Origin of the sequence: Salinivibrio sp. ML198 (genome assembly GCF_001996015.1) — a bacterium.
Lineage (GTDB): Bacteria > Pseudomonadota > Gammaproteobacteria > Enterobacterales > Vibrionaceae > Salinivibrio > Salinivibrio siamensis.
In genome coordinates this window covers 35,264-58,660 of record NZ_MUEZ01000008.1, presented here as the reverse complement: position 1 = coordinate 58,660, position 23,397 = coordinate 35,264, and the positions used below count along the sequence as shown (strand labels likewise).

General features: G+C 51.8%; 23 protein-coding genes and 1 pseudogene. All 24 read left to right on the top strand.

All coding sequences use genetic code 11. From position 1 onward, the window contains the following. Position 1: 1 nt before the first annotated feature. Positions 2–175 (top strand): annotated as a pseudogene (locus tag BZG25_RS16235) (helix-turn-helix domain-containing protein); the annotation flags it as partial. Between the two features lie 110 nt (positions 176–285). Next, positions 286–597 carry a flagellar hook-basal body complex protein FliE gene (gene fliE, locus BZG25_RS07230; protein ID WP_046074949.1) on the top strand — a complete coding sequence of 104 codons (312 nt, stop codon included), beginning with the start codon at positions 286–288 and terminating at the stop codon, positions 595–597. Positions 598–612: 15 nt separating this feature from the next. Continuing rightward, entirely contained in the window at positions 613–2,388 is a 1,776-nt protein-coding gene (gene fliF / locus BZG25_RS07225) for a flagellar basal-body MS-ring/collar protein FliF (RefSeq protein ID WP_077578003.1), read from the top strand. Further along, on the top strand, positions 2,378–3,433 hold the full coding sequence (fliG, locus tag BZG25_RS07220; RefSeq protein ID WP_046074947.1) for a flagellar motor switch protein FliG: 1,056 nt from the start codon (positions 2,378–2,380) through the stop codon (positions 3,431–3,433). Before fliF ends, fliG begins: the two co-directional genes overlap by 11 nt. Positions 3,434–3,455: 22 nt before the next feature. Then, positions 3,456–4,418 carry a flagellar assembly protein FliH gene (locus BZG25_RS07215; RefSeq protein ID WP_077578004.1) on the top strand — a complete coding sequence of 321 codons (963 nt, stop codon included), beginning with the start codon at positions 3,456–3,458 and terminating at the stop codon, positions 4,416–4,418. Continuing rightward, positions 4,418–5,737 carry a flagellar protein export ATPase FliI gene (fliI, locus tag BZG25_RS07210; RefSeq protein ID WP_077638749.1) on the top strand — a complete coding sequence of 440 codons (1,320 nt, stop codon included), beginning with the start codon at positions 4,418–4,420 and terminating at the stop codon, positions 5,735–5,737. The genes BZG25_RS07215 and fliI overlap by 1 nt, the downstream gene beginning before the upstream one ends. Positions 5,738–5,740: 3 nt before the next feature. Continuing rightward, positions 5,741–6,196, top strand: a complete 456-nt coding sequence (gene fliJ / locus BZG25_RS07205; RefSeq protein WP_077606539.1) for a flagellar export protein FliJ — start codon at positions 5,741–5,743, stop codon at positions 6,194–6,196. Between the two features lie 88 nt (positions 6,197–6,284). After that, a complete protein-coding gene (locus BZG25_RS07200) occupies positions 6,285–7,913 on the top strand; it encodes a flagellar hook-length control protein FliK (protein ID WP_077638748.1) in 1,629 nt (542 codons plus the stop codon). A 22-nt stretch (positions 7,914–7,935) separates the two neighbouring features. Then, on the top strand, positions 7,936–8,427 hold the full coding sequence (gene fliL / locus BZG25_RS07195) for a flagellar basal body-associated protein FliL (protein ID WP_077638747.1): 492 nt from the start codon (positions 7,936–7,938) through the stop codon (positions 8,425–8,427). An 8-nt stretch (positions 8,428–8,435) separates the two neighbouring features. Beyond that, on the top strand, positions 8,436–9,506 hold the full coding sequence (gene fliM, locus BZG25_RS07190) for a flagellar motor switch protein FliM (protein WP_077638746.1): 1,071 nt from the start codon (positions 8,436–8,438) through the stop codon (positions 9,504–9,506). A gap of 29 nt (positions 9,507–9,535) precedes the next feature. After that, complete coding sequence (fliN, locus tag BZG25_RS07185) at positions 9,536–9,934, top strand: flagellar motor switch protein FliN (RefSeq protein ID WP_046074940.1); 399 nt, start codon at positions 9,536–9,538, stop codon at positions 9,932–9,934. 8 nt (positions 9,935–9,942) lie between these two features. Beyond that, positions 9,943–10,326, top strand: a complete 384-nt coding sequence (gene fliO, locus BZG25_RS07180; RefSeq protein WP_158010009.1) for a flagellar biosynthetic protein FliO — start codon at positions 9,943–9,945, stop codon at positions 10,324–10,326. Further along, the gene (gene fliP / locus BZG25_RS07175; RefSeq protein WP_077578010.1) at positions 10,323–11,162 is read left to right on the top strand and encodes a flagellar type III secretion system pore protein FliP; all 840 of its coding nucleotides are present in this window, start codon (positions 10,323–10,325) and stop codon (positions 11,160–11,162) included. The genes fliO and fliP overlap by 4 nt, the downstream gene beginning before the upstream one ends. 11 nt (positions 11,163–11,173) lie before the next feature. Then, positions 11,174–11,443, top strand: a complete 270-nt coding sequence (gene fliQ, locus BZG25_RS07170; RefSeq protein WP_046074938.1) for a flagellar biosynthesis protein FliQ — start codon at positions 11,174–11,176, stop codon at positions 11,441–11,443. A gap of 11 nt (positions 11,444–11,454) precedes the next feature. Next, complete coding sequence (fliR, locus tag BZG25_RS07165) at positions 11,455–12,237, top strand: flagellar biosynthetic protein FliR (protein WP_077638745.1); 783 nt, start codon at positions 11,455–11,457, stop codon at positions 12,235–12,237. 6 nt (positions 12,238–12,243) lie between these two features. Beyond that, a complete protein-coding gene (gene flhB, locus BZG25_RS07160; RefSeq protein ID WP_077578011.1) occupies positions 12,244–13,380 on the top strand; it encodes a flagellar biosynthesis protein FlhB in 1,137 nt (378 codons plus the stop codon). Between the two features lie 151 nt (positions 13,381–13,531). Then, positions 13,532–15,637: a flagellar biosynthesis protein FlhA gene (gene flhA, locus BZG25_RS07155; protein ID WP_046074935.1), complete on the top strand. Its 2,106-nt coding sequence runs from the start codon at positions 13,532–13,534 to the stop codon at positions 15,635–15,637. Positions 15,638–15,662: 25 nt separating this feature from the next. Next, the gene (flhF, locus tag BZG25_RS07150) at positions 15,663–17,213 is read left to right on the top strand and encodes a flagellar biosynthesis protein FlhF (RefSeq protein ID WP_077638744.1); all 1,551 of its coding nucleotides are present in this window, start codon (positions 15,663–15,665) and stop codon (positions 17,211–17,213) included. Then, entirely contained in the window at positions 17,206–18,093 is an 888-nt protein-coding gene (locus BZG25_RS07145) for a MinD/ParA family protein (RefSeq protein ID WP_046074933.1), read from the top strand. The genes flhF and BZG25_RS07145 overlap by 8 nt, the downstream gene beginning before the upstream one ends. Then, the gene (locus BZG25_RS07140; RefSeq protein WP_077638743.1) at positions 18,086–18,811 is read left to right on the top strand and encodes an RNA polymerase sigma factor FliA; all 726 of its coding nucleotides are present in this window, start codon (positions 18,086–18,088) and stop codon (positions 18,809–18,811) included. The genes BZG25_RS07145 and BZG25_RS07140 overlap by 8 nt, the downstream gene beginning before the upstream one ends. 55 nt (positions 18,812–18,866) lie before the next feature. Beyond that, entirely contained in the window at positions 18,867–19,235 is a 369-nt protein-coding gene (gene cheY / locus BZG25_RS07135; RefSeq protein WP_046074931.1) for a chemotaxis response regulator CheY, read from the top strand. Between the two features lie 30 nt (positions 19,236–19,265). After that, the gene (locus BZG25_RS07130) at positions 19,266–20,000 is read left to right on the top strand and encodes a protein phosphatase CheZ (RefSeq protein ID WP_046074930.1); all 735 of its coding nucleotides are present in this window, start codon (positions 19,266–19,268) and stop codon (positions 19,998–20,000) included. A 9-nt stretch (positions 20,001–20,009) separates the two neighbouring features. Then, positions 20,010–22,238, top strand: a complete 2,229-nt coding sequence (locus tag BZG25_RS07125; protein WP_077638742.1) for a chemotaxis protein CheA — start codon at positions 20,010–20,012, stop codon at positions 22,236–22,238. A gap of 18 nt (positions 22,239–22,256) precedes the next feature. After that, positions 22,257–23,393, top strand: coding sequence for a chemotaxis response regulator protein-glutamate methylesterase (locus BZG25_RS07120; RefSeq protein WP_077638741.1), 1,137 nt, complete (start codon positions 22,257–22,259; stop codon positions 23,391–23,393). Positions 23,394–23,397 lie beyond the last annotated feature (4 nt).

Genomic DNA, 23,397 nt, shown 5'->3' with positions numbered 1-23,397 from the left:
TGGTGCAGGGTTAGGCAATGAATTACGCGATCAGGAGTTTTCCATCATACTGGAGACCATTCGAGCCTGTGAGGGGCGGCGTAAAGATGTGGCAGAGCGCTTAGGGATCAGCCCCAGGACACTGCGCTATAAGCTCGCCAAAATGCGCGACGCCGGGATTGATATTCCCCAGTAATCACCCAAAGTCGTCAGCCTTTGCGAAAGTGGTCTCAAAGTTGCACATGGTAAGATGACTGATGAAAATCTGACTGAATTGACAAAATATTGACACAGGAAGGATCGACGATGAAAGCGAATGCCTTGACGCAAGAGATGCAAGCCATGGCGGCAGCGGCGAAGAATGTCTCTCAGCCTGCAACCGGTCAACAAGTCAGCCAAGAATTTGGCGATATGCTTGCCAGTGCGATTAACCATGTAAATGGATTGCAAAAGACGTCGGGTGAGCTTGCCACACGGTTCGATGAAGGTGACCGCAATGTAAGCTTATCGGATGTCATGATTGCTCGAAACAAGTCGAGTGTGGCGTTTGATGCCACCGTGCAAACGCGCAACAAGTTAGTTGAGGCGTATAAAGAACTCATGAATATGCCTGTTTAATGTAGGAATTAATCAGTGGCTGAAGAGAACCAAAACACCGATCTGGCGGTTTCAGATGGCGCAGCAGCACTGCCATCAACCGATGCGGCATTAGACGCAGAGCAAAGCACGCAAGATCCGGACGCATCAGAGCAGTCAGCATCGTCAAACTCGATATTTGGCGATCTCGACATGGTGCGCCAGTTGATCTTGGTGTTAGCGGTTGCGATTTGTGTTGCGCTGATCATGATGCTGTTTTTTTGGGTGCAGGAACCCGAAATGCGGCCACTGGGTACGTACGAAACAGAAGAACTGATCCCTGTTTTGGATCACCTTGACCAAAACAAAGTAGAATACCAACTGGATGGTAATACCATCCGCGTCCCCTCAAGCGATTATTCCTCGATTCGTCTCGGTTTAACCCGGGTGGGGCTGAATACCAGCACGGCCGAGGGCGATGAAATTTTGCTCAATGACATGGGTTTTGGCGTCTCGCAAAAACTCGAGCAAGAACGTTTGAAACTTAGCCGTGAGCGACAGCTCGCCGCCGCGATTGAAGAAGTGCGGCAAGTGCGAAAAGCACGTGTCTTGTTAGCGATGCCCAAACAGAGTGTCTTTGTGCGCCACAATCAAGAGGCATCGGCCACGGTATTCTTAACCTTGGGAGGGACGAACACCTTGGGTCAAGAGGAAGTGGACTCCATTGTTGATATGGTTGCCTCTGCCGTCCCCTCGCTAAAACCCACGCGCGTCACCGTTACCGACCAACATGGTCGCTTGCTAAATTCTGGCAGTGAAGATCCTGCGTCAGCGGCGCGGCGCAAAGAGTACGAATTGGAGCGTAAACAAGAACGTCAATTGCGCGAAAAAATCGACTCAATACTGATCCCCGTACTAGGGCTGGGCAACTATACCTCGCAAGTCGATGTGTCACTGGATTTCAGTTCGCTAGAAGAAACGCAGCGTCAGTTTAACCCCAACACACCGGCAACACGCAGCGAATATACGCGCGAAGATTATAATGGCTCGGATCGTGTAGCGGGTATTCCAGGGGCGTTAAGCAACCAACCGCCGGCCGATGCCTCCATCCCGGAAGACGTCAGGGATCTTAAAAATGGTGCAGGCGGTACCGGGTCAGTGAGCCGTGAAGCCACCCGCAACTTTGAACTCGACACCACCATTCGCCACCGCCGCGCACAGTCAGGCGTTATTGATCGGCAAACTGTTTCTGTGGCGGTGAACTTTAAACAAAGTGTCGATCCTGAAACCGGGGATACGGTCAAGCAGCCGTTGTCAGACGATGAATTGGCCAAAATCCGCCGTCTCCTAATGGGCGGGGTGGGCTTTAGCGAACAACGTGGGGATGTACTTGAAGTCATCGCCGTCCCGTTTGTTGAGCCAGAGCAAGCGGCAGAGCAAGATGTGCCGATTTGGGATCATCCCAACTTTAATGACTGGGTACGGTGGTTAGCGGCCGCCTTGGTGATCATTGTCATTATCGTGGTGTTGGTGCGTCCAGCGATGAAAAAGCTACTTTATCCAAATACCGACGAAGATGGCAATACCGTGGGGCCCAATGGCGAAATCCTTGGCCCAGATGGCTTACCTATCACCCCAGATGGGGATGATGTTGGCTTGATAGGCTCTGAGCTTGACGGCTCTAGCAACTTTGCGATGTCAGCGTCGGATGTGGAGCTGCCAAACTTACATAAAGATGAAGACTTGTTAAAAGCGGTGCGGGCGCTGGTGGCCAATGAGCCAGACCTGGCCGCACAAGCGGTGAAAAATTGGGTAACCGAAGATGGCAAATGAAGTCGCAACCACAGGCGGTGATGAGCAAGCAGGCTCAAACTTCGATATCAGCTCGTTGAGTGGGATTGAAAAAGCCGCCATTTTGCTGCTCAGTTTAAGTGAACAAGACGCCGCGAGTATCATTCGCCACCTTGAGCCGAAACAGGTTCAACGGGTGGGCGCGGCCATGACCTCGATGACTGACCTTAATTCGGACAAAGTGGCTGCGGTCCATCGTGCTTTTTTGGAGGAAATCCAAAAATACACCTCGATTGGGATGGGGAGTGAAGACTTTGTGCGCAACGCCCTGGTGGCAGCCTTGGGTGAGGACAAAGCGAATAACTTGGTCGATCAGATCTTGTTGGGTAGCGGCTCGAAAGGCTTAGACTCACTGAAATGGATGGATCCGCGCCAAGTGGCCAGCATTATTATCAACGAGCACCCGCAAATCCAAACTATCGTCTTATCCTATTTGGATCCCGAGCATTCGGCAGAGATCCTCTCGCAATTTGTAGAGCGCGACCGTCTCGATTTAATGATGCGGATTGCCAACCTTGAAGAAGTGCAACCAGCCGCGCTCCATGAGCTGAATGAGATCATGGAGAAACAGTTTGCAGGTCAAGCAGGGGCACAAGCGGCCAAAATTGGTGGCTTGAAAGCGGCAGCGGAAATCATGAACTACATGGACAACAGCGTCGAAGGGGTGTTGATGGACTCGATTCGCGATCAAGACGAAGAGATGGCCTCACAAATCCAAGACTTGATGTTCGTGTTTGATAACTTGATTGATGTGGACGATCGCGGCGTACAAACCTTGCTACGTGATGTACCGCAAGAAGTGCTGCAAAAAGCGCTCAAAGGGGCGGAAGATAACTTGCGCGAGAAAATCTATCGCAACATGTCTAAACGTGCAGCAGAAATGTTGCAAGATGATATCGAAGCCATGGGGCCAATCCGGGTTTCAGACGTGGAAGGGGCGCAGAAAGAGATTCTATCTGTCGCACGCCGTCTCGCTGATGCAGGTGAAATCATGCTTACCGGAGGCGGCGGCGATGAATTCGTCTAAGTCGTTTTTGTAAGGGGCAACGATGAGTTTAGAAAAACGCCGTGGCTATATCCGCGTCGATGAGGCCGATGCCGAAAGCATTGATAGGTGGGCACTGCCCCCTTACAACGAAGGCGAAAACCTGCCCAAAGAGACCGCACTCAATTACGACCCCAGTTGGGAGCCGGACGTTGAGGTGGAGCCGGAGGAAAACGAGCCAGCCCCCGAACCTTTAACCGCTGATGCCCTCGATGCTATTCGCCAGCAGGGCTATGACGAAGGGTATGAAGAAGGCAAGCAGCTGGGGCATGCTGAGGGGCTCGAAGCCGGTTTAGAACAAGGGCATGAGAAAGGCCATGAAGAAGGAAAAAAGGCAGGGTTTGAGCAAGGCCTCGCCGATGGCCAAGCGCTGATTGAAGCGCGTTGCCAGCAGCTTGACAGTATTCTCAATCAGCTAAGTCATCCATTAGAAAAGCTGGATATCGATGTCGAGCAACAACTGTTGGTGATGGTCCAGACCTTGACGAAATCATTGACAGGCGTGGAGCTAGACACTAATCCTCAGGTGATTCTACACACCTTACGGGCCGCCATTGCCGCTTTGCCAGTGGCCGACCACCCGGTTACTGCTGCTTTGCATCCAGATGACTATGCCATTGTCACCGACGCGTATGACGACGATATGCTGGCTGCCCGCGACTGGACTTTGCAATCAGAGCCCGCACTCTCGCGTGGAGACGTCCATGTAAAAGCCAAAGATTCAGTCGTCGACTATCGCTATGCTGACCGCGTGGACGCGTTATTAAGAGAGTTTCAAGGGCAGAATCAACCCCGGCAATCCACGCCATCAGACGGCGCAACGGTAGAGCCTGTTGATACTGGCGCCTATGCCAACGAATCAGCGACCGCTGAGCGCGAGCCGTCGAGTGACGAACCCGTTGAGCAAGACGCCACGGCCACGACGCAAGATGAACCCACATCGACTGAGGATCCAGGGCAATCATAATGAGCCAACTCGCTGAGCGGTTAAAACAATGTCAGCTTGATAATTTAGCCCCCAAGCCAGTGGCGTCGGGCAAATTGGTGCGTATGGTTGGGCTGACACTTGAAGCGATAGGCTGTCGCGCGCCCATTGGGTCTGTTTGTTCGGTTGAAACCCTTAATGGCACTATTGAAGCCGAAGTCGTGGGATTTGCCGACGAACTTTTATATCTGATGCCCAACGAGCAAGTATCAGGCGTATTTCCAGGTGCAAGAGTGACGCCTTTGTCTGAACGTAGTCAACTCTCGGTAGGTATGGAGCTGTTGGGACGAGTTATTGATGGCATGGGCAATCCACTGGACGGTAAAGGCGACATCTACACGGATAAACAGGCGAGCTTGGAGGGTATGCCCATTAACCCCTTATCACGTCAACCCATCCGTGAGCCGCTTGATGTTGGCATCAAAGCGATCAATGGTCTATTGACGGTGGGGAAAGGGCAGCGTATCGGCTTGTTTGCCGGCTCTGGGGTGGGTAAATCTGTCACCTTAGGGATGATGACACGCGGTACCACTGCACAAGTGGTGGTCGTGGGGTTGATTGGTGAGCGTGGCCGAGAAGTGAAAGAGTTTATCGATGATATCCTCGGAGAAGAAGGCCGTGCCCGAGCGGTAGTGGTTGCCGCGCCTGCCGACGCCTCACCGCTGGTGCGGTTAAAAGGCTGCCAAACGGCGTTGACCATTGCTGAGTATTTTCGCGATCTGGGTCTTGATGTTCTCTTATTGATGGACTCGTTAACGCGGTTTGCGCAGGCTCAGCGCGAAATTGCGTTGTCTGTGGGCGAGCCACCCGCGACCAAAGGGTATCCGCCTTCGGTGTTTGCGCGCTTACCCTCATTGGTTGAGCGCGCGGGGAACGGTGCCGTTGGGCAAGGGTCGATCACGGCCTTTTTTACCGTGCTGACCGAGGGGGATGATTTACAAGACCCTATTGCCGATGCAGCACGAGCGATACTCGATGGTCATATTGTGCTATCGCGCGAGTTAGCAGATAGCGGTCATTATCCTGCCATTGATGTTGAGCGTTCAGTGAGTCGAGTGATGCCCAATATTACCAGCGATGAGCAAATTTTGATGTCGAAAGCGGTGCGGCAAGTGTTGTCCGTGTGCCGTAAAAACCAAGATCTGGTCTCGATAGGCGCCTACAAACCTGGCAGTGATGCGGCGGTTGATCAGGCGTTTAGCTTGAAGCCCAAGCTCGACAATTACCTGCAGCAAGGGATCAAAGAAGTGGTTCCTTTTGATATGTGTGTCAACATGTTGCGTTCAACCTTACAGGGGTAACCGATGGCCGATCACGCACTTCAGTTGCTGTTAGACAAGGCGCAAGAAGATGAAAAGCAGGCCCAGCTCAGTGTGAGCGCGGCTCAGCAATCACTTGATGATTACTATCGCCAGTTGGAGCAAATTGAACAGTACCGGCTTGAGTATTGCCGTCAGATGTCTGAGCGTGGTCAGTCAGGCCTATCGGCCAGCGCCTTTGGTCATTTAAATAAATTCATTGTTCAGCTTGATGAAACCTTGGCAAAACAAAGAGATGCAGAGCATCAATTTAAAGATCATTTAGAGCAGTGCCGTCAGACATGGCAACAAACCCGCCAGCACCGGCAATCACTAGAGTGGCTGATAGAAAAACGAGAACGTGAGGAAGCAGAGCGTGCTCGTTACCAAGAACAACGACAAATGGATGAAATGGCAGCGATTATCGCACGTCGACGCCCCTCGTCCTTCTCTTCACAATAAAATGGCGCGATAATTGCTTTCTCATTACCGACGCGCCAGCTGATGCCAAGCTGACGCATAGGTAACCATAGGTAATGATGAGAAACTTATGACGCAGTCAATGCTGACACTTTCCAATGTTTCGAGTAAAACCCTGCCTGCGCCGAGTGAGGGCGCGTCCAGCGAGGTGAAAGGAGAGCAAAGTGCCGGCTTTTTGTCCGCTTTGCATCAATCCCTCGATGGAAGTGAAGGACAAGGGGAGTCTATCAAGCTAACCCCTGATGGCAAAACATTACTCGTCGATGGTCAGGCCATTGATGCGGAAGCCATGTTGGCTGACGGTGTTTTCAGCGAGGCGGAGATGGAAAAAATTGCCGATATGACGGCAATGGAAGAAAGCCAATCTTTATTAATGCGTTTGAATCAAGCGGCGGACATGCTTACTGGCAAAACCTTGCCTGCCGGTGGGGATACCACGGCATTATCTACCGATGCATTACCGATGAGCGACGCTGACAGTAACGCGCGAGTAGACCTCCAGGGTCAAGAGGGTGAAGTAGACAAACAAGCACTGCTTTCCGAACTCTCTAAAGCGCTGCCGGATGAGGTTTCCGCGGAGGAGGTATTGGCACAGTTATCGCCCGAACAACTCGCCGCGTTAGTCGCCCAGGTTAAAGCCACGCAAGATCGTGGCGCCGCATTGGAACAAGGTGCTGGGCGCCAAGTGGCGCTTGATAGCAGTGGTGAGATGCCTAAAGGGGGGCAATCTCTCTCAGTGGATGGACCGGCGATCAAATGGGCGGCCATGAAGGCGCAGCAGGAGAGTCAACATGGGGCTGCCGCCGCTAAGATGGCGCCCGGTGAGTCTGCCTTAGGCGATGCTGCGTCAGTCAATAAAGAGTCTGCGCTCAAAGATTTGTTGGCCAAAGAAGGGGCGACGACGAAAACGAACGAGCTGGCTGATAAGCTGCGACAGGCGACTGGCCTACCACAAAATATGGCAAACCCTGACGTAAAAGGTGGCGCAACAGGCAACCCGAATGCCGCTTCTATGTTAGCCGGGCAAAATGAACGGTCAGACAATGTCAGTAAAGCGGCATTGAAAGCGATGGCAGAACAGGCGGTTCAAACTGACGCCGCATTGGCTGCAGGCAGCGCTGCAAGCGCGGCGGAAGGGGCCTCACGAGGCGAGAACTTGGCCCAGCAATTGGCAAGCAGTCTAGGCACACCAAGCGCGAACGCAGCGACAGCACGACAAGATATTCAGGTCGCTCAAACTGCGCAGGCCCCGCTACCTTTGGGGCAAACACCTAGCGAAGCGGGCGCGGCACTGACTGAGCGAATCAATGTCATGTTGTCTAAAAACCTCAAGCAAGTGGATATTCGTCTCGACCCACCCGAGCTTGGACGCATGCAAATTAAGTTGGGGATAAACAACGACCAAGCCTCTGTGCATATCACGGTGGCGAACCAGCAAGCGCGTGATGCTGTCGAGCAAGCGATGCCAAGATTGCGCGATATGTTGCAGCAACAAGGGCTACAGTTAGCCCAGGGGTCGGTTCAACAGCAAGACAGTGGTGCACAACAGATGGCCTATGGCCAGCATGGCGATGGTGCTGGCAATGCAGGTGGGGCACCACGTGGCACGACAGGGCCGGATGATGGCGATGATGCCATGCTAGCCGGGCAAACGCTGAACGTCTCACACAGTGATCGCGCCGTCGATTACTACGCTTAAATAACAAGGAGCAAGACCAGCCATGGCAGATGATAACGCAACCCCAGAGCAAGGTGGGAGCAAGAAAAAGCTGATTATTATCATTGTCGCCGCCGTTGTATTGCTCGCGGCGGTAGGCGGTGCGGCGTTCTTTTTCCTATCTGGTGATGACGGCAGCCAAGAAGACATTGTCCTCGAGGAACAAAACAATGCCCTGCCCGCGATTTATGTCACCTTGCCTAAACCCTTTGTTTTTAATGTCACCGGTGATGAGCAACAACGACTGGTGCAAGTCAATACCCAGTTGTTAGTGCGTGGCAGTGAGATGGAAACCCTAGCGAAGGAAAACTTACCGCTGATTGAGCACGCGCTTCTTAATACGTTTGGTGCGGCCACGGTGGAGCAACTGCGCACACCACAAGGCCAACTCGAAATTCGTCGCCAGTCGGCAGAAAATGTGCGCGCGGCCTTAATCAAAGTAACGGGCGAGCCGGTGGTAGAGCGTGTGCTCTTTACTGGATTTGTGATGCAATAGGTGATGACGTGACTGACTTACTCAGCCAAGACGAGATTGATGCGCTTCTTCACGGTGTTGATGACGTTGAAGAGGAGGATAACGAGCCCGAAGTAGGTGAAGGTGGTGCGGTTCAGTTTGATTTCTCGTCACAAGACAGAATTGTGCGTGGGCGGATGCCGACGCTCGAGCTTATTAATGAGCGCTTTGCCCGTCATATGCGCATTAGCTTGTTTAACATGCTGCGTAAAACCGCCGAAGTGTCGATCAACGGCGTGCAGATGATGAAGTTTGGCGAGTATCAAAACACCTTGTACGTGCCGACCAGTTTGAATATGGTGCGTTTTCGCCCATTAAAAGGTACCAGCTTGATCACCATGGAAGCCCGTCTGGTGTTCATATTGGTGGAAAACTTTTTTGGTGGCGATGGGCGCTTTCATGCTCGCATTGAAGGGCGGGAGTTTACCCCGACAGAGCGGCGTGTGATCCAGATGCTGCTGAAGTTGATGTTTGAGGATTACAAAGACGCGTGGGCGCCCGTGATGGAAGTGGCCTTTGAGTATTTAGACTCAGAGGTTAATCCGGCAATGGCCAACATTGTCAGCCCTTCAGAAGTGATAGTGGTGAGCTCATTCCATATCGAGCTTGATGGTGGTGGCGGTGACATTCATATGGTCATGCCCTACTCAATGCTGGAGCCGATTCGCGAGCTACTTGATGCCGGGGTACAAAGTGACAAGATGGATACCGATGTGCGCTGGAGTAAAGCGCTAAGGGATGAAATCTTGGATGTGAATGTTGAATTGAGTGCCAAGCTTTTAGATGTCACTTTATCCTTGCGCGACCTGATGGAGCTGCAAAAAGGCGATGTGATTCCGGTTGATATGCCGGATGCGTGTACGGTGTTCGTGGAAGACTTGCCCACCTATCGCGCGAAGATGGGACAATCTAACGATAAGCTGGCACTGAAAATTGTGGAAAAACTTAAGCGTCCTGAAATGGCGAAATCGGATATTTCGTTGTTGCAGGATAAACCTGAGCTACTCGATGATCTCGAGGAAGATTTACCCATCGATGATAAACAAGGTAATGCTCAGTGATCAGAATCTGTAAACAAGGGTGAGACGTCATGGATCAAAATGATGTAGACGATGATTGGGCTGCAGCCCTGGCTGAGCAATCTGATGCCGAGGGCTCTGATGATGTACAAGCGGCACCACTTGAAGAGCTCACTGATGACAGCGAGCAAAAAATGGGGGCGGATGAACAGCGCAAACTGGACGCGATCCTCGATATTCCAGTGACCATTTCTATGGAAGTGGGGCATACGCAAATTAACATCCGTAACCTGCTTCAGCTCAACCAAGGCTCGGTGGTTGAGTTAGATAGGTTGGCCGGGGAGTCGCTCGATGTGCTGGTCAATGGCACGCTTATCGCACACGGTGAAGTGGTGGTCGTTAACGACAAGTTTGGTATCCGCCTCACGGATGTGATTAGCCAAACTGAACGGATTAAGAAACTACGATAGGGATGACGGTGAACCGACGCGTTTGGGGTGTACTCTTGGTGCCAATGCCCGTGTGGGCGGCGGCGCCCGAGGTCAGTATAGTGACAATGCTGTTGTCGTTAGGATTAGTGCTAGGGCTTATCTTTGCTCTGGCCTGGTTGCTGCGACGATTAAAAGTGCCGGGGCTGGCACAGCAAAGTGACGGAATCACGATCGTCAGCCAATTGGCAGTGGGTCAAAAGGAGCGCATTCTGGTGGTCGATATCCACGGCGAGCAGCTGGTTGTCGGCGTAACGGCTACCAGCGTGAACGTGTTAAAAACACTGGATAACCCCATTCCAACGGCGACGCCAGCGTCTGACAAGCCTTCTCGCTTTGCCAATCAGCTTAGCCAACTGTTGAATCGAAAATGACGATACGAATGTTATTGGCCGCTTGGGTCTGGGTGGCAGCTACCTTATTTACACCGTTTGCTGCAGCCGAACAAGAAGCGACGCCAGCACAAGAAAGCATCACCACCGAATCGATTAGCGAAAGTGGTGAGGCGGCACGTTTAGAAGTGGGTCGCAATACGGGAGGCGGGATCCCAGCGGTCACGATGCGTGTCAACCCGGATGGTAGTGAAGACTACTCCGTCACGTTGCAAATTCTGGCAATAATGACCGCGCTGGGCTTTTTGCCAGCGGTTGTCATTTTAATGACGTCGTTCACTCGGATCGTGGTGGTGATGGCCATTTTGCGTCAAGCCATGGGGTTACAGCAAACGCCATCGAACCAAGTGATCATTGGCATCGCGATGTTTTTGACCTTATTTATTATGTCACCTGTGATTGACCGAATGAACACAGAGGCGATTCAGCCTTATATCAATGAACAAGTCACAGCGCGGGAAGCCTTTGATCGGGTACAGGTGCCGCTGCGTGAGTTTATGCTCCGGCAAACGCGGGTTAAAGATTTGGAAACCTTCGTCAATATGTCTGGGTCGCAAGTCGATGAGCCTGAACAAGTGCCGATGACGGTGCTGATCCCCGCGTTTGTGACGTCAGAGCTCAAAACCGCGTTCCAAATTGGCTTTATGTTGTTCTTGCCATTTTTGGTGATTGACTTGGTCGTGGCGTCGGTATTGATGGCGATGGGTATGATGATGCTATCGCCCATGATAGTGTCGTTACCCTTCAAGTTAATGCTTTTTGTCTTGGTTGATGGGTGGAATCTTATCCTCTCCACCTTGGCAGCCAGTTTCGGCTAAAGGAGGCAGCGATGGCCCCAGAAGCGTTTGTCGAGCTTTTCCAAGATGCGCTCTATTTGGTGTTACTCCTCGTCTCAGCGATTGTGGTGCCTGGTTTGTTGGTTGGCCTGATTGTCGCCATCTTTCAAGCGGCAACCTCGATTAACGAGCAAACGCTGAGCTTTTTACCGCGTTTGATCGCGACCTTTATCGCGTTGATGTTTTTTGGCCACTGGATGACGCGAATGCTGATGGAGTATTTCTATCGCTTGATTGATCACATCCCCAACATTCTCTACTGACGAGGCAAGCCATGGAATATCCAGCCTCGGTGATTTTATCTTGGATGGCTAACTACTTTTGGCCCTTTACCCGTATTTCGTCAATGATGATGGCGATGACCTTCTTTGGCGCACGATTTGTGCCAGTGAGGATCCGCCTCTATCTGTCACTGGCGATTACCTTTGCCGTGATGCCTGCGTTACCGGCCGCCCCCGAGAATATAGAGCTGGTTTCCTTTGCCGGTTTTACCGTGCTCGCGCAGCAAGTGGTCATTGGTGTGGCGATGGGGATGGTTACCCAATTTATCACCCAAACGTTTGTGGTGTTAGGGCAAATTTTGGGGATGCAATCGAGCTTGGGTTTTGCATCCATGGTCGACCCGGCTAATGGTCAGAATACCCCTTTGCTAGGGCAGTTTTACTTGTTTTTGGCCGTGATGTTGTTTCTCGCCACGGATGGGCATCTAAAAATGCTTAACCTGGTAGTGATGAGTTTTGACACCTTACCGATTGGCGAAATGATTGGTGCCGCCGACTACCGTAGTTTGGCACAGTGGTTTGGCATCATGTTTAAAGTAGCACTCAGTATTTCCCTGGCCGGCGTCATTGCCTTGCTGGTGGTTAACTTGTCTTTTGGTGTGATGACGCGGGCTGCGCCGCAGCTAAACATTTTCTCTCTTGGCTTCGCTTTTGCATTGTTAATGGGGTTGCTGATCAGCTGGTATTTGCTGTTCGGTATGTTGACGCATTACAACAATCATTGGGAAACAGGGTTGAACCAAGTTTGTTCGCTGATTCGAATTAACTGTGGATAGAAGCTGATGGCAGAGAGCGACGGTCAGGAAAGAACAGAAGACGCCACGCCCCGAAGGCAGGAGCAGGCGCGGGAAAAGGGCCAAGTACCGCGCTCAAGAGAACTGGCTTCCGTGGCAGTGTTAGTGGTCGGGGCGATCAGTTTGATGTGGTTCGGGCAAGCGCTGGGCGAAGCCCTAATGGCATTGATGACGCGCCTATTCTCCTTGTCACGTGCAGAGATCTTTGATAGCTCAGAGCTGATGCTGGTGGTGGTCGGTGAGCTACTGCATTTGATTCTGCCACTTGGGCTGATCTTGATTGTGCTATTTATCTCCGGCCTCGTGGGGGCGGCCGGGCTCGGTGGTGTGAGTTTCTCTTGGGAAGCCGCACGGCCTAAGCTGTCGAAAATGAGTCCGCTTTCTGGGTTCAAGCGTATGTTTGGTACCCAAGGCTTGGTCGAGCTATTGAAGTCTGTCCTCAAAGTGCTGTTGGTCGCGGGCGTGGCGGCTTATCTGGTTTATGTGAACCTGGAAGACTTCTTTGAGCTGACCATTGATACCTTTCCCAGTAATCTCTATCACGCGCTCGACATTTTACTGAACTTCGTATTGCTCGTGTGTTGCTCACTGTTGGTTGTGGTGGTCATTGATGTGCCGTTTCAAATTTGGCAACACAATGAGCAGCTTAAAATGACCAAGCAAGAGGTAAAAGACGAGCACAAAGAAACTGAGGGTAGCCCAGAAGTGAAAGGGCGTATCCGAATGTTACAGCGTGAGATGGCGCAACGCCGGATGATGGCGGACGTTCCTCAAGCCGATGTGGTCGTGACTAACCCCGAACACTACTCCGTGGCGCTACGCTACAACAGTGATATCGATAGTGCGCCCGTCGTGATAGCCAAAGGCTCGGACTTTACTGCATTGAAAATACGAGAAATTGCGGCTGAATATGACATTGCCATTGTCCCCGCTCCCCCTCTGGCGCGGGCATTGTATTTTAGCACCGAGCTTGAGCAACAGATCCCTGACGGTTTGTTTACCGCCGTCGCGCAGGTCTTGGCGTATGTCTTCCAGCTTAAGCAATACAAAAAAGGACGGGGTCGACGGCCCACTCGTCCTGATGACGCTTATTTACCTATCCCTTCCGACTTGCAACATGACTAAGCGTTGCCGAACGCGGCAATGTCAGCGCAGTGCCAAAATGCTGACACTTTATTGTCTTTTTTTGGCGTAAAACTTGCTTCCTCTGCATTCCCGTTTTGATTATACGCGGCACCAGGCCCGCGTTCACCAATCATGGATTTGAACGCTTAACATGTTAAAAGCCAACTGGCGATTGCCATTTTCTGACAAAGTGCCTTACCACAGGTTAGGAGCGATGCCGGCTATCGGCGCGCCAGCACTGGTATTAGCGACCTTAGCGATGGTGGTTCTGCCTGTTCCACCGATGCTGCTCGACTTGATGTTCTCATTTAACATTGCATTGTCGCTCGTGGTCTTGCTGGTCACCATTTATACACGGCGCCCACTTGAGTTTGCGGCTTTCCCAGCGGTGCTCTTGATTGCAACGTTAATGCGGCTGGCGCTTAACGTTGCTTCCACGCGTGTGGTTTTGCTTTATGGGCACGAGGGCCCGGATGCAGCAGGCCAAGTGATTGGTGCCTTTGGCTCGGTGGTCATTGGTGGTAACTATGCCGTGGGCTTGGTGGTCTTTCTTATCCTGATGATCATTAACTTCATGGTCGTCACCAAAGGTGCGGGCCGGATTTCAGAAGTGACCGCGCGTTTTACCTTGGATGCATTGCCGGGTAAACAAATGGCGATCGATGCCGACTTAAACGCAGGGCTTATCGACCAAGAACAAGCACGGTCACGACGCCAAGAAGTCACGCAAGAAGCGGATTTTTATGGCTCAATGGACGGTGCGTCTAAATTCGTTAAAGGCGATGCCATCGCCGGTATTTTGATCCTTTTCATCAACATTGTGGGTGGCTTGTCTATCGGGATGGGCCAACATGGCTTGGGTTTTTCCGAGGCGTTGGAGGTATATACCTTACTGACCATTGGTGATGGTCTGGTTGCACAAATACCGTCGTTGCTGCTGTCGATAGGCGCCGCCATCATGGTGACGCGACAAAACACCGAAGAAGACATGGGACAGCAGGTGGTGTTCCAGCTGTTTGATAATCCGCGTGCGTTGATGATTGCCACCGGTATTTTGACGGTGATGGGGCTAGTACCGGGGATGCCTCATGTGCCTTTCTTGCTGCTGGCAGTGATTTGTGGTGGCCTGGCGTACTGGAAATACAAGCAATATCAAAAAGCACAGCAAGCGCCGGAGCAAACCGATCTTCCCGAAGCCGCGCCCGCTAAACCGAAAGAGTTATCGTGGGACGATGTGCAGCCGGTGGATGTTATCGGACTGGAGGTTGGATATCGTCTGATTGCCATGGTCGATCGTGATCAGGGCGGAGAGCTGCTCGACCGAGTCAAAGGCGTACGTAAAAAGCTGTCGCAAGATTTTGGTTTTTTGATCCCACCGGTACATATTCGCGACAACCTTGAACTGCCACCCCATAACTATCGCATCACCTTAATGGGGGTCGCTGTCGGAGAAGCCGAAGTCCACCCTCAACATGAACTCGCGATCAACCCAGGTCAAGTTTTTGGCCCTATCGACGGCGAGCCCACCCAGGATCCGGCTTTCGGCCTTGAGGCGGTTTGGATTGAGCCAAGCCAACGAGAGCATGCCCAAGCACTCGGTTACACCGTGGTTGACTCTGCCACTGTGTTGGCCACCCACCTTAGCCAGATGTTGACCAACAACGCCGAGCGTTTATTGGGTCATGAGGAAGCGCAAAATCTGGTCGATATGTTAGGTAAGCAAGTACCGCGCTTGGTTGAAGGACTGATCCCGGATCAAATTCCGCTCAGTGTGCTAGTCAAAGTACTGCAAAACTTACTGAGTGAAGCGATCCCTATTCGTGATATTCGCACTATCGTGCAAACCATGGCTGAGTATACCGGTAAGAGTCAAGATCCTGACATTTTAACCGCAGCGGTCAGGATTGCGTTGCGTCGTCTGATCGTTCAAGAAATCAATGGCAGCGCCCCTGAACTGCCAGTTATTACGCTTGTTCCTGAACTGGAACAGATGTTGCATAAAACTATGCAGGCATCCGGTGGCGAGTCGACAGGGATTGAGCCGGGTCTGGCTGAGCGGTTGCAGTCTTCGTTGGCAGAAGCGACGCAACAACAAGAGTTGCAAGGAGAGCCGGCCGTATTGCTAACGTCTGGCGTGCTACGAGCGACATTGGCGAAATTTGTTAAAAACACAATACCGACGCTACGCGTCTTGTCTTATCAAGAAGTGCCTGATGAAAAACAAATTCGTATCGTCAATGCGGTTGGCAACAATTAACATCGTTTATGAGTAGGGCAGTGCTTTGAAAATAAAACGTTTTTTTGCAAAGGATATGAGAGCAGCTTTAAGCCAAGTGAAAGAAGAACTTGGCGCTGATGCGGTGATCATGTCTAACAAAAAAGTGACAGGCGGCGTAGAAATTGTCGCGGCGGTTGATGCGGATACAGAGCCAATGCCTGATAAGCCCGCACCAAAAGCGCAGCAACAATCTGCTCAGGCTTATTCTCAGGCTCACCGCCAACTTGCGGATGATCAAGTGCAACTGCGTCAACGGCAACAGGCAGGTGGTCGTCAAAACGGTCATACTAAGCGCCCACCTCGTTTTTCTGCCATGTTGGATGAGTACCGTGACCAATCTCAGCCCGCGGAACCAGAAACAGAAGCTGACTCGTTGAGCGCGTTGCTACAACGCCAACAAAAGCAGCCAGCACGGAGCCCATCGCCATCAGGGGCTGACGAACGGCCTGCCGCGCTAGGACGCGGTTATGAGCCTCGTCGTCAACTTAAAAGTAGCAGTCGTTCTGGCTGGCAAACGGCTGCCAATAAGTCGAGCGGTCCGCATGCATCTCCGTCAACGTCCAAGCCTAAGCTAGATCCATCCCGGTTTGAGGCACGTCAATCTCAGGCTTCTCATCAAGAAATTGATGCAATGCGTCAGGAAATGGCATCAATTCGAAGCTTATTAGAACACCAATTGTCGGGGCTTATGTGGCAAGAGGTAGAGCGGCGAGAGCCGTTACGCGCCATGCTTATCAAACGCTTAGAGCGTATGGGACTATCTTCTGAGCTAGCGGATCAACTGGCCTGTTATATCCCAGAAGAGACACCACCGAATGAGGCGTGGCAAGCGCTCCTTGACCTGGTTGCGGATCAGGTGATCACGGTTGACGAGAATATGCTAGAAACCGGCGGCGTGATTGCACTTCTTGGTCCGACAGGGGTCGGGAAAACCACCACGATTGCTAAGCTGGCGGCGCGAGCCGCGATGGAATTTGGCCCGGAAGATATTGCCTTGGTGACCACAGATACATTCCGTATCGGTGCCCATGAACAGTTAGCCACGTACGGCCGTATCCTTGGTTGCCCCGTTAAAGTGGCTAAAGATGCCGATGAGCTTGCCGACATCCTTTATCAGCTGCGTCATAGACGCTTGATATTGCTAGATACCGCCGGGATGGGGCAGCGTGATCTTCGCTTGTCGGAACAGCTCGATACCCTGATGCAAAATAGTGGCTCGCATATTCGTAGCCTACTGGTGTTACCGGCGACATCACAACGCCGCGTATTGCAAGAAACCATTGAACATTTTCGCCGCATCCCGTTATCGGGATGTGTTCTGACCAAACTCGATGAATCGCTCAGCCTCGGTGAACTGTTGTGTGTCACCATCGAAAATGCCCTGCCTGTGGCCTACTTAGCCGACGGGCAACGTGTGCCGGAAGATATCCGCCAAGCCACGGGACAGTTCCTGGTTAGCAAAGCCAGTGAAATGTTGGAGTCAGGTGCGGATCAGCACAATCACTTCTGGAACAGTGATGTCCCAGAGTCGAATGGGGCGGACTTTTATGATTGAGACAAGCATGCAAGATCAAGCAAGCGGCCTGCGCCGTTTAACCAATCCGTCACGCACCAAGGTTATTACCGTAACCGGGGGAAAAGGTGGCGTAGGAAAAACCAATGTCACGCTGGGAATGGCCGCGTCTATGGCTCGCCAAGGGAAAAAAGTCATGGTATTGGATGCCGACCTTGGCCTCGCCAATGTGGATGTGTTACTTGGCCTAAGAGCGGGCAAGAATCTGTCTCATGTGCTTCAAGGCGTCTGTGATCTGAAAGATATTATTCTCGAAGGTCCGCACGGTATGAAAATCGTACCTGCATCGTCTGGTCTTCAAGGTATGACGGAGCTCACACCGGCGCAACATGCTGGTTTAATTCGCGCTTTTGGTACACTCGAAGAAGAGGTTGATGTACTCTTAGTGGATACTGCCGCGGGGATTTCAGACATGGTACTGAGTTTCTCGCGCGCCGCACAAGATGTCGTCATTGTGGTCTGTGATGAACCTACATCAATTACTGATGCGTATGCATTGATTAAAGTACTCAGCCGTGAACATGGTGTGACACGCTTTAAAGTTGTTGCAAATATGGTCAGAAGCTACCGTGAAGGACGAGACTTGTTCACAAAATTAACGCGAGTCACTGAAAGGTTTCTCAATGCTAATCTAGAATTAGTAGCATGTGTTCCCGTTGACGAAAGGGTGAGGCAAGCAGTGAGAAAACAAAAAGTTGTCATTGACGCATTTCCTCGCTCGCCCGCATCATTGGCAATGAATGCGCTGGCGAACAAAGCGCTGACTTGGCCGGTGCCGCGAAATCCGGGAGGCCATCTGGAGTTTTTTGTTGAGCGGTTGCTTATCAAAAATGATGACGCAGGAGAGTTAGTTCGTGAATAGAGCGCTCACGTATAGCCGCACAGGGGCAGATCGCCAAGCGGTACTTGAGCGTTATTCGAGTTTGGTCAAGCGCATCGCGCATCACTTGATGGGGCGCTTGCCACCGAGTGTTCAAGTAGAAGATTTGATCCAAGCTGGTATGGTCGGCCTCCTTGAGGCACAGCAAAATTATGACCCCTCCAAAGGGGCGAGTTTTGAAACTTATGCCGGTATTCGAATTCGCGGTGCTATGCTGGATGATATGCGCCGCGGTGACTGGGTGCCACGGTCTGTCCACAAGGCGAGTCGTTCAATCAGTGAGGCTATCGCATCGCTAGAAAAAGCGTTAGGTCGGGATCCAACCGACGTGGAGGTTGCAGAAAAGCTTGATATGAGCTTAGAGCAGTACCATCAGGCGCTTAACGATGTAAACTGTGGGCGTTTGATCGGGATGGATGATCTGGGCGTCTCTGAAGATGCATTCACAACAGAGAGTCGCCGTAATGACAACACTCCCTTTCAGGGTGTTGCGGAAGACAGTTTCAAAGCCGCATTAGCGGCGGCGATCAAAAGTCTTCCTGAAAGAGAGGCGCTGGTGCTATCTCTTTATTATGATGAGGAATTAAACCTCAAAGAGATAGGAGCAGTGATAGGGGTCAGTGAATCCCGGGTCTGTCAGATTCAAAGTCAGGCTACGCAACGTTTGAGAGCTAAGCTATCCGCTTGGCATAGTGAGTAAGTAACTGTTTCGACAATAAAACGAGACCTCACCGGAGGCAACCTTGGATAAAAACATGAAAATTCTCGTTGTTGATGATTTTTCAACAATGCGCCGTATCGTAAAGAATCTTCTTCGTGACTTAGGTTTCAACAATACCGTTGAAGCGGATGACGGCTTAACCGCGCTGCCAATCCTCAAAAAAGGCGGTATTGATTTTGTCGTGACCGATTGGAATATGCCTGGTATGCAGGGGATTGACTTGCTTAAAGAAATCCGTAAGGACGGCGATCTTAAGCACCTGCCTGTATTGATGATCACCGCTGAGGCGAAGCGCGAGCAAATTGTAGAAGCCGCGCAAGCAGGGGTGAACGGTTACATTGTTAAACCTTTTACTGCCGCTACGTTGAAAGAAAAGCTCGATAAGATTTTCGAGCGTATGTAATTCGCAAGCGCACAGTAAGAAGGAACCGCCATGATCAATCTGGACCAAGCGAAACAATTGGTCGCGTATCTTGAAAACGGAGAGCAAGATAACGCTAATACGCTTCTTACCGAAATAGCGAAAGAAGCGCGTGACCCACTGTTCAATGAAGTGGGGAAGCTAACCCGCCAATTACATGACTCGATTACTGACTTTCGTTTGGATCCTAGAGTGAGTGATTTGGCCAACGTGGATATCCCTGACGCTCGCGACAGGCTCACGTATGTCATGCAGAAAACCGAATTGGCCGCCAACAAAACCATGGATTCGGTTGAACGAACCATGCCGATAGCAAGCGAGCTGCAAGACAACTTGCAAGCTGTTCGTCCCAACTGGAACAGCCTGATGCGCGGTGAGATTGCCTTGGATGAGTTCAAGTCGTTGTGTCACAACATTGACGAACTCTTGACCCAAGTAGAAGGGGGCGCGACAGAATTGCACGCGCACCTGACTGAAATCCTCATGGCACAAGACTTTCAAGACTTAACCGGCCAAGTGATTCGGCGCGTGATTGAATTGGTGCAAGAAGTTGAGCAACAGCTGGTAGAAATACTTACCGCCTTTGGCATGGATAGCGCTGCGATTGACGCAGCACCGGCGAAAAAAGCAGATGATACCACCGATAAGTCAGCCCCTGAGGGTCCTGTGATTCACCCTGAAGAGCGCGATGACGTGGTTCACAGCCAAGATGATGTTGACGATTTATTATCGAGTTTGGGTTTTTAGAGGTGCGCTATGAGCTTTGAGATGGATGAAGAAATCCTTCAGGACTTTTTGATTGAAGCGGGAGAGATCCTCGAGCAGATGTCTGAGCAGCTGGTCGATTTGGAGCGTGCCCCTGATGATGCAGACTTACTAAACAGTATTTTCCGTGGCTTCCACACGGTAAAAGGTGGCGCGGGCTTTCTTGGCTTAAATGCGCTGGTCGATACGTGCCACGGTGCTGAAAACGTCTTTGACAACTTACGTAATCACGGACGTGAGGTGACATCAGATGTTATGGACACCATTTTGCAGGCGCTGGACACTGTCAATGATCAATTCGCCGCGGTACAAAACCGCGAAGAGCCAGTACCAGCCGATGGCGCCTTGCTCGAAGCACTGCACCGCTATGCGAAACCCGCGAGTGAAGATGAGGCTGTGGCGGAAGAGCCTGCACCTGAACCAGACCCCGAGCCAGAACCCGAACCTGAGGCGTCTGAAAGTGACGCATCAAGCCAAGAAGACAGTGCGATCAGTGGCGACTCAGTGGATGAGATCACCCAAGATGAATTCGACAAGTTGCTCGATCAGCTCCATGGTGAGGGAAAAGCACCCACGGCGTCTGATTCAGCATCAGAAAAGCCTGAGGTGGTGGAAAGCACTGAGGCGGATAGCGGCGATATTACCGACGACGAGTTCGAAAAACTGCTTGATGATTTGCACGGTGCAGGTAAAGGCCCTGCTGGAGGGGCAAGCGACACCAGCAATGAAAGTCCATCAGCGCCATCGGATAAGCCCGCTTCGGCGTCGTCCCCATCTGGTGGTGATGAGCTAATCGATGACGACGAGTTTGAAAAGCTCTTAGACGAGTTGCATGGTAAAGGCAAAGGCCCCGCCGCCGAAGCGGAGAAAGCGAAAGCGGATGCCGATAAGGTGGATGCGCAAGCCAAACCTCAGCCAAAGTCCGAGCCTGCGCCCGCACAAAAAGCGAGCAAGCCTGAGCTCGCGAAAGAAAGCACACCGAAAAGTGCCGGCGCGGGTGCTAAAGCACCTGCTGCGGCAGAAAAGGCACCTGAGAAGAAGCCACCGGCCGCCCCTCAACAAGAGCAAACGGTACGAGTTAATACCTCCACGCTCGACGGCATTATGAATATGGTCGGTGAGCTGGTGTTGGTGCGTAACCGCTTAGTGAGTCTGGGCCAAAGCAGCAACGATGAAAGCATGGCCAAGGCGGTTACCAACCTAGATGTGGTCACTGCCGACTTGCAAGGCGCGGTGATGAAAACGCGTATGCAGCCAATTAAAAAAGTATTTGGCCGCTTCCCCCGCGTTGTCCGTGACTTAGCACGTAGCTTGAAAAAAGAAATCGTCCTGGAAATGCAGGGCGAAGAAACCGATCTGGATAAAAACCTGGTCGAAGCACTGGCTGACCCTATGGTCCACTTGGTACGTAACTCGGTGGATCACGGTATTGAAATGCCTGATGAGCGTGAAAAAGCGGGTAAACCTCGTGTCGGTACCATCACCCTCAAAGCGTCACAAGAAGGGGATCATATTCTCCTGACCATTGCTGATGACGGTGGCGGTATGGATGCTGAAAAGCTGAAGAGCATTGCGGTTGACCGTGGTGTCCTTGATGCAGAAGCGGCGGCTCGCTTAAGTAATAGTGAAGCGTACAACCTGATTTTTGCACCTGGCTTTTCAACCAAAACCGAGATTTCCGATATTTCTGGTCGTGGTGTGGGGATGGATGTGGTGAAAACCGGCATCACCAAGCTTAATGGCTCGATTAATATCGACTCTGAACTCGGCCGAGGGACGGTTCTGGAAATCAAGGTACCATTGACACTGGCGATATTGCCAACCCTCATGGTCGGCGTCGGTGATAACCCGTTTGCGTTCCCTCTGTCGAATGTCAGTGAAATTATCAGTTTGGATATGTCCAGAACCAATACGGTTGATGGCCAGCTAACCTTAATCGTACGCGATAAAGCGATCCCACTGTTCTTCTTGCAAGATTGGTTGTGTAAAGGATCAACTGATATCGATAAAACCAAGGGGCATGTGGTGATCGTGCAAATCGCGCATCAACGCATCGCGTTTGTGGTAGACACCTTGTTTGGTCAAGAGGAGGTGGTCATTAAGCCACTTGACGAACTACTTCAAGGGACGCCGGGAATGGCAGGGGCAACCATCACCAGTGATGGTCATATTGCTCTGATCTTGGATGTGCCCAACCTGTTGAAACATTACGCAGGTTAATTTGAGAAAAGGACGCCCATGGCAGTAAAAGTATTGGTGGTAGATGACTCCAGTTTCTTCCGTCGCCGTGTTAGTGAAATCATCAATGCCGATCCGAGAATGGAGGTCATTGATAGTGCAGTGAATGGCAAGGAAGCGGTGGAAAAAACCGCCCAACTCAAGCCTGACGTTGTCACTATGGATGTGGAGATGCCAGTACTTGATGGTATCTCGGCGGTGCGCCAGATCATGGCGCAAACGCCCACACCAATTTTGATGTTTTCATCGTTGACGCATGATGGGGCGAAAGCCACGTTAGATGCACTTGAAGCTGGGGCGCTCGACTTTCTTCCTAAAAAGTTTGAGGACATCGCTCGCAATCGCGAAGAAGCGACCAGTTTACTGCAACAGCGCGTACTCGAAATTGCGCGTAAACGGCCAGTACTTCGACGTGCGACGCGCCCATCCTCCCCAGGCAGTACCGGGCAAACGGCTTCGCCATCGGGCGGTGTGCGCACGCCTGCGCGCCCAGCGTCCCGCCCTGCGGCGGGGGCGAGTGCGCCGTCCAAGGCGCCAGCGCGATTTACCGCCACAGGTAAACGTTACCAATTGATGGCGATTGGTACGTCGACCGGTGGTCCCGTTGCGCTGCAAAAAGTACTGACCAAGCTACCCGCAAACTTTCCGCTGCCGATTGTTTTGATTCAACATATGCCTGCCACATTCACATCGGCGTTTGCGCAGCGCCTGAATGGACTGAGCAAAATCACTGTCGTTGAAGCGAAAGATGGGGACACGCTCAAACCTGGGCACGCCTACCTGGCGCCGGGAGGGATGCAAATGATGATTGATGGCAGACCAGGCGCGGCACGTCTAAAAATTCTCGACGGCGGCGAGCGGATGAATTACAAGCCTTGTGTGGATGTGACCTTTGGCTCCGCCGCTAAAATATATGGCGATAAGGTTCTGTCGATGGTGCTCACCGGTATGGGCGCAGATGGTCGAGAGGGCGCACGTATGCTAAAAAGCGCGGGGGCAACTATCTGGGCACAGGACGAAGAAAGCTGTGTCGTTTATGGCATGCCGCAAGCAGTGGCGAAAGCGGGTATCTCGTCGGAAGACTTACCGCTGGAGAGGATCGCCGAACGCATCATGGTTGAGCTGAATTTAAAATAAGGAG

Coding starts and splice junctions, on each gene's coding strand:
- BZG25_RS07200 (WP_077638748.1), top strand. CDS start 6,285: ATGACGCAGTCAATGCTGACACTTTCCAATGTTTCGAGTAAAACCCTG.
- fliQ (WP_046074938.1), top strand. CDS start 11,174: ATGGCCCCAGAAGCGTTTGTCGAGCTTTTCCAAGATGCGCTCTATTTG.
- BZG25_RS07125 (WP_077638742.1), top strand. CDS start 20,010: ATGAGCTTTGAGATGGATGAAGAAATCCTTCAGGACTTTTTGATTGAA.
- fliI (WP_077638749.1), top strand. CDS start 4,418: ATGAGCCAACTCGCTGAGCGGTTAAAACAATGTCAGCTTGATAATTTA.
- fliJ (WP_077606539.1), top strand. CDS start 5,741: ATGGCCGATCACGCACTTCAGTTGCTGTTAGACAAGGCGCAAGAAGAT.
- fliG (WP_046074947.1), top strand. CDS start 2,378: ATGGCAAATGAAGTCGCAACCACAGGCGGTGATGAGCAAGCAGGCTCA.
- BZG25_RS07130 (WP_046074930.1), top strand. CDS start 19,266: ATGATCAATCTGGACCAAGCGAAACAATTGGTCGCGTATCTTGAAAAC.
- fliP (WP_077578010.1), top strand. CDS start 10,323: ATGACGATACGAATGTTATTGGCCGCTTGGGTCTGGGTGGCAGCTACC.
- BZG25_RS07145 (WP_046074933.1), top strand. CDS start 17,206: ATGATTGAGACAAGCATGCAAGATCAAGCAAGCGGCCTGCGCCGTTTA.
- fliL (WP_077638747.1), top strand. CDS start 7,936: ATGGCAGATGATAACGCAACCCCAGAGCAAGGTGGGAGCAAGAAAAAG.
- fliR (WP_077638745.1), top strand. CDS start 11,455: ATGGAATATCCAGCCTCGGTGATTTTATCTTGGATGGCTAACTACTTT.
- fliN (WP_046074940.1), top strand. CDS start 9,536: ATGGATCAAAATGATGTAGACGATGATTGGGCTGCAGCCCTGGCTGAG.
- fliE (WP_046074949.1), top strand. CDS start 286: ATGAAAGCGAATGCCTTGACGCAAGAGATGCAAGCCATGGCGGCAGCG.
- cheY (WP_046074931.1), top strand. CDS start 18,867: ATGAAAATTCTCGTTGTTGATGATTTTTCAACAATGCGCCGTATCGTA.
- flhB (WP_077578011.1), top strand. CDS start 12,244: ATGGCAGAGAGCGACGGTCAGGAAAGAACAGAAGACGCCACGCCCCGA.
- flhA (WP_046074935.1), top strand. CDS start 13,532: ATGTTAAAAGCCAACTGGCGATTGCCATTTTCTGACAAAGTGCCTTAC.
- BZG25_RS07215 (WP_077578004.1), top strand. CDS start 3,456: ATGAGTTTAGAAAAACGCCGTGGCTATATCCGCGTCGATGAGGCCGAT.
- BZG25_RS07120 (WP_077638741.1), top strand. CDS start 22,257: ATGGCAGTAAAAGTATTGGTGGTAGATGACTCCAGTTTCTTCCGTCGC.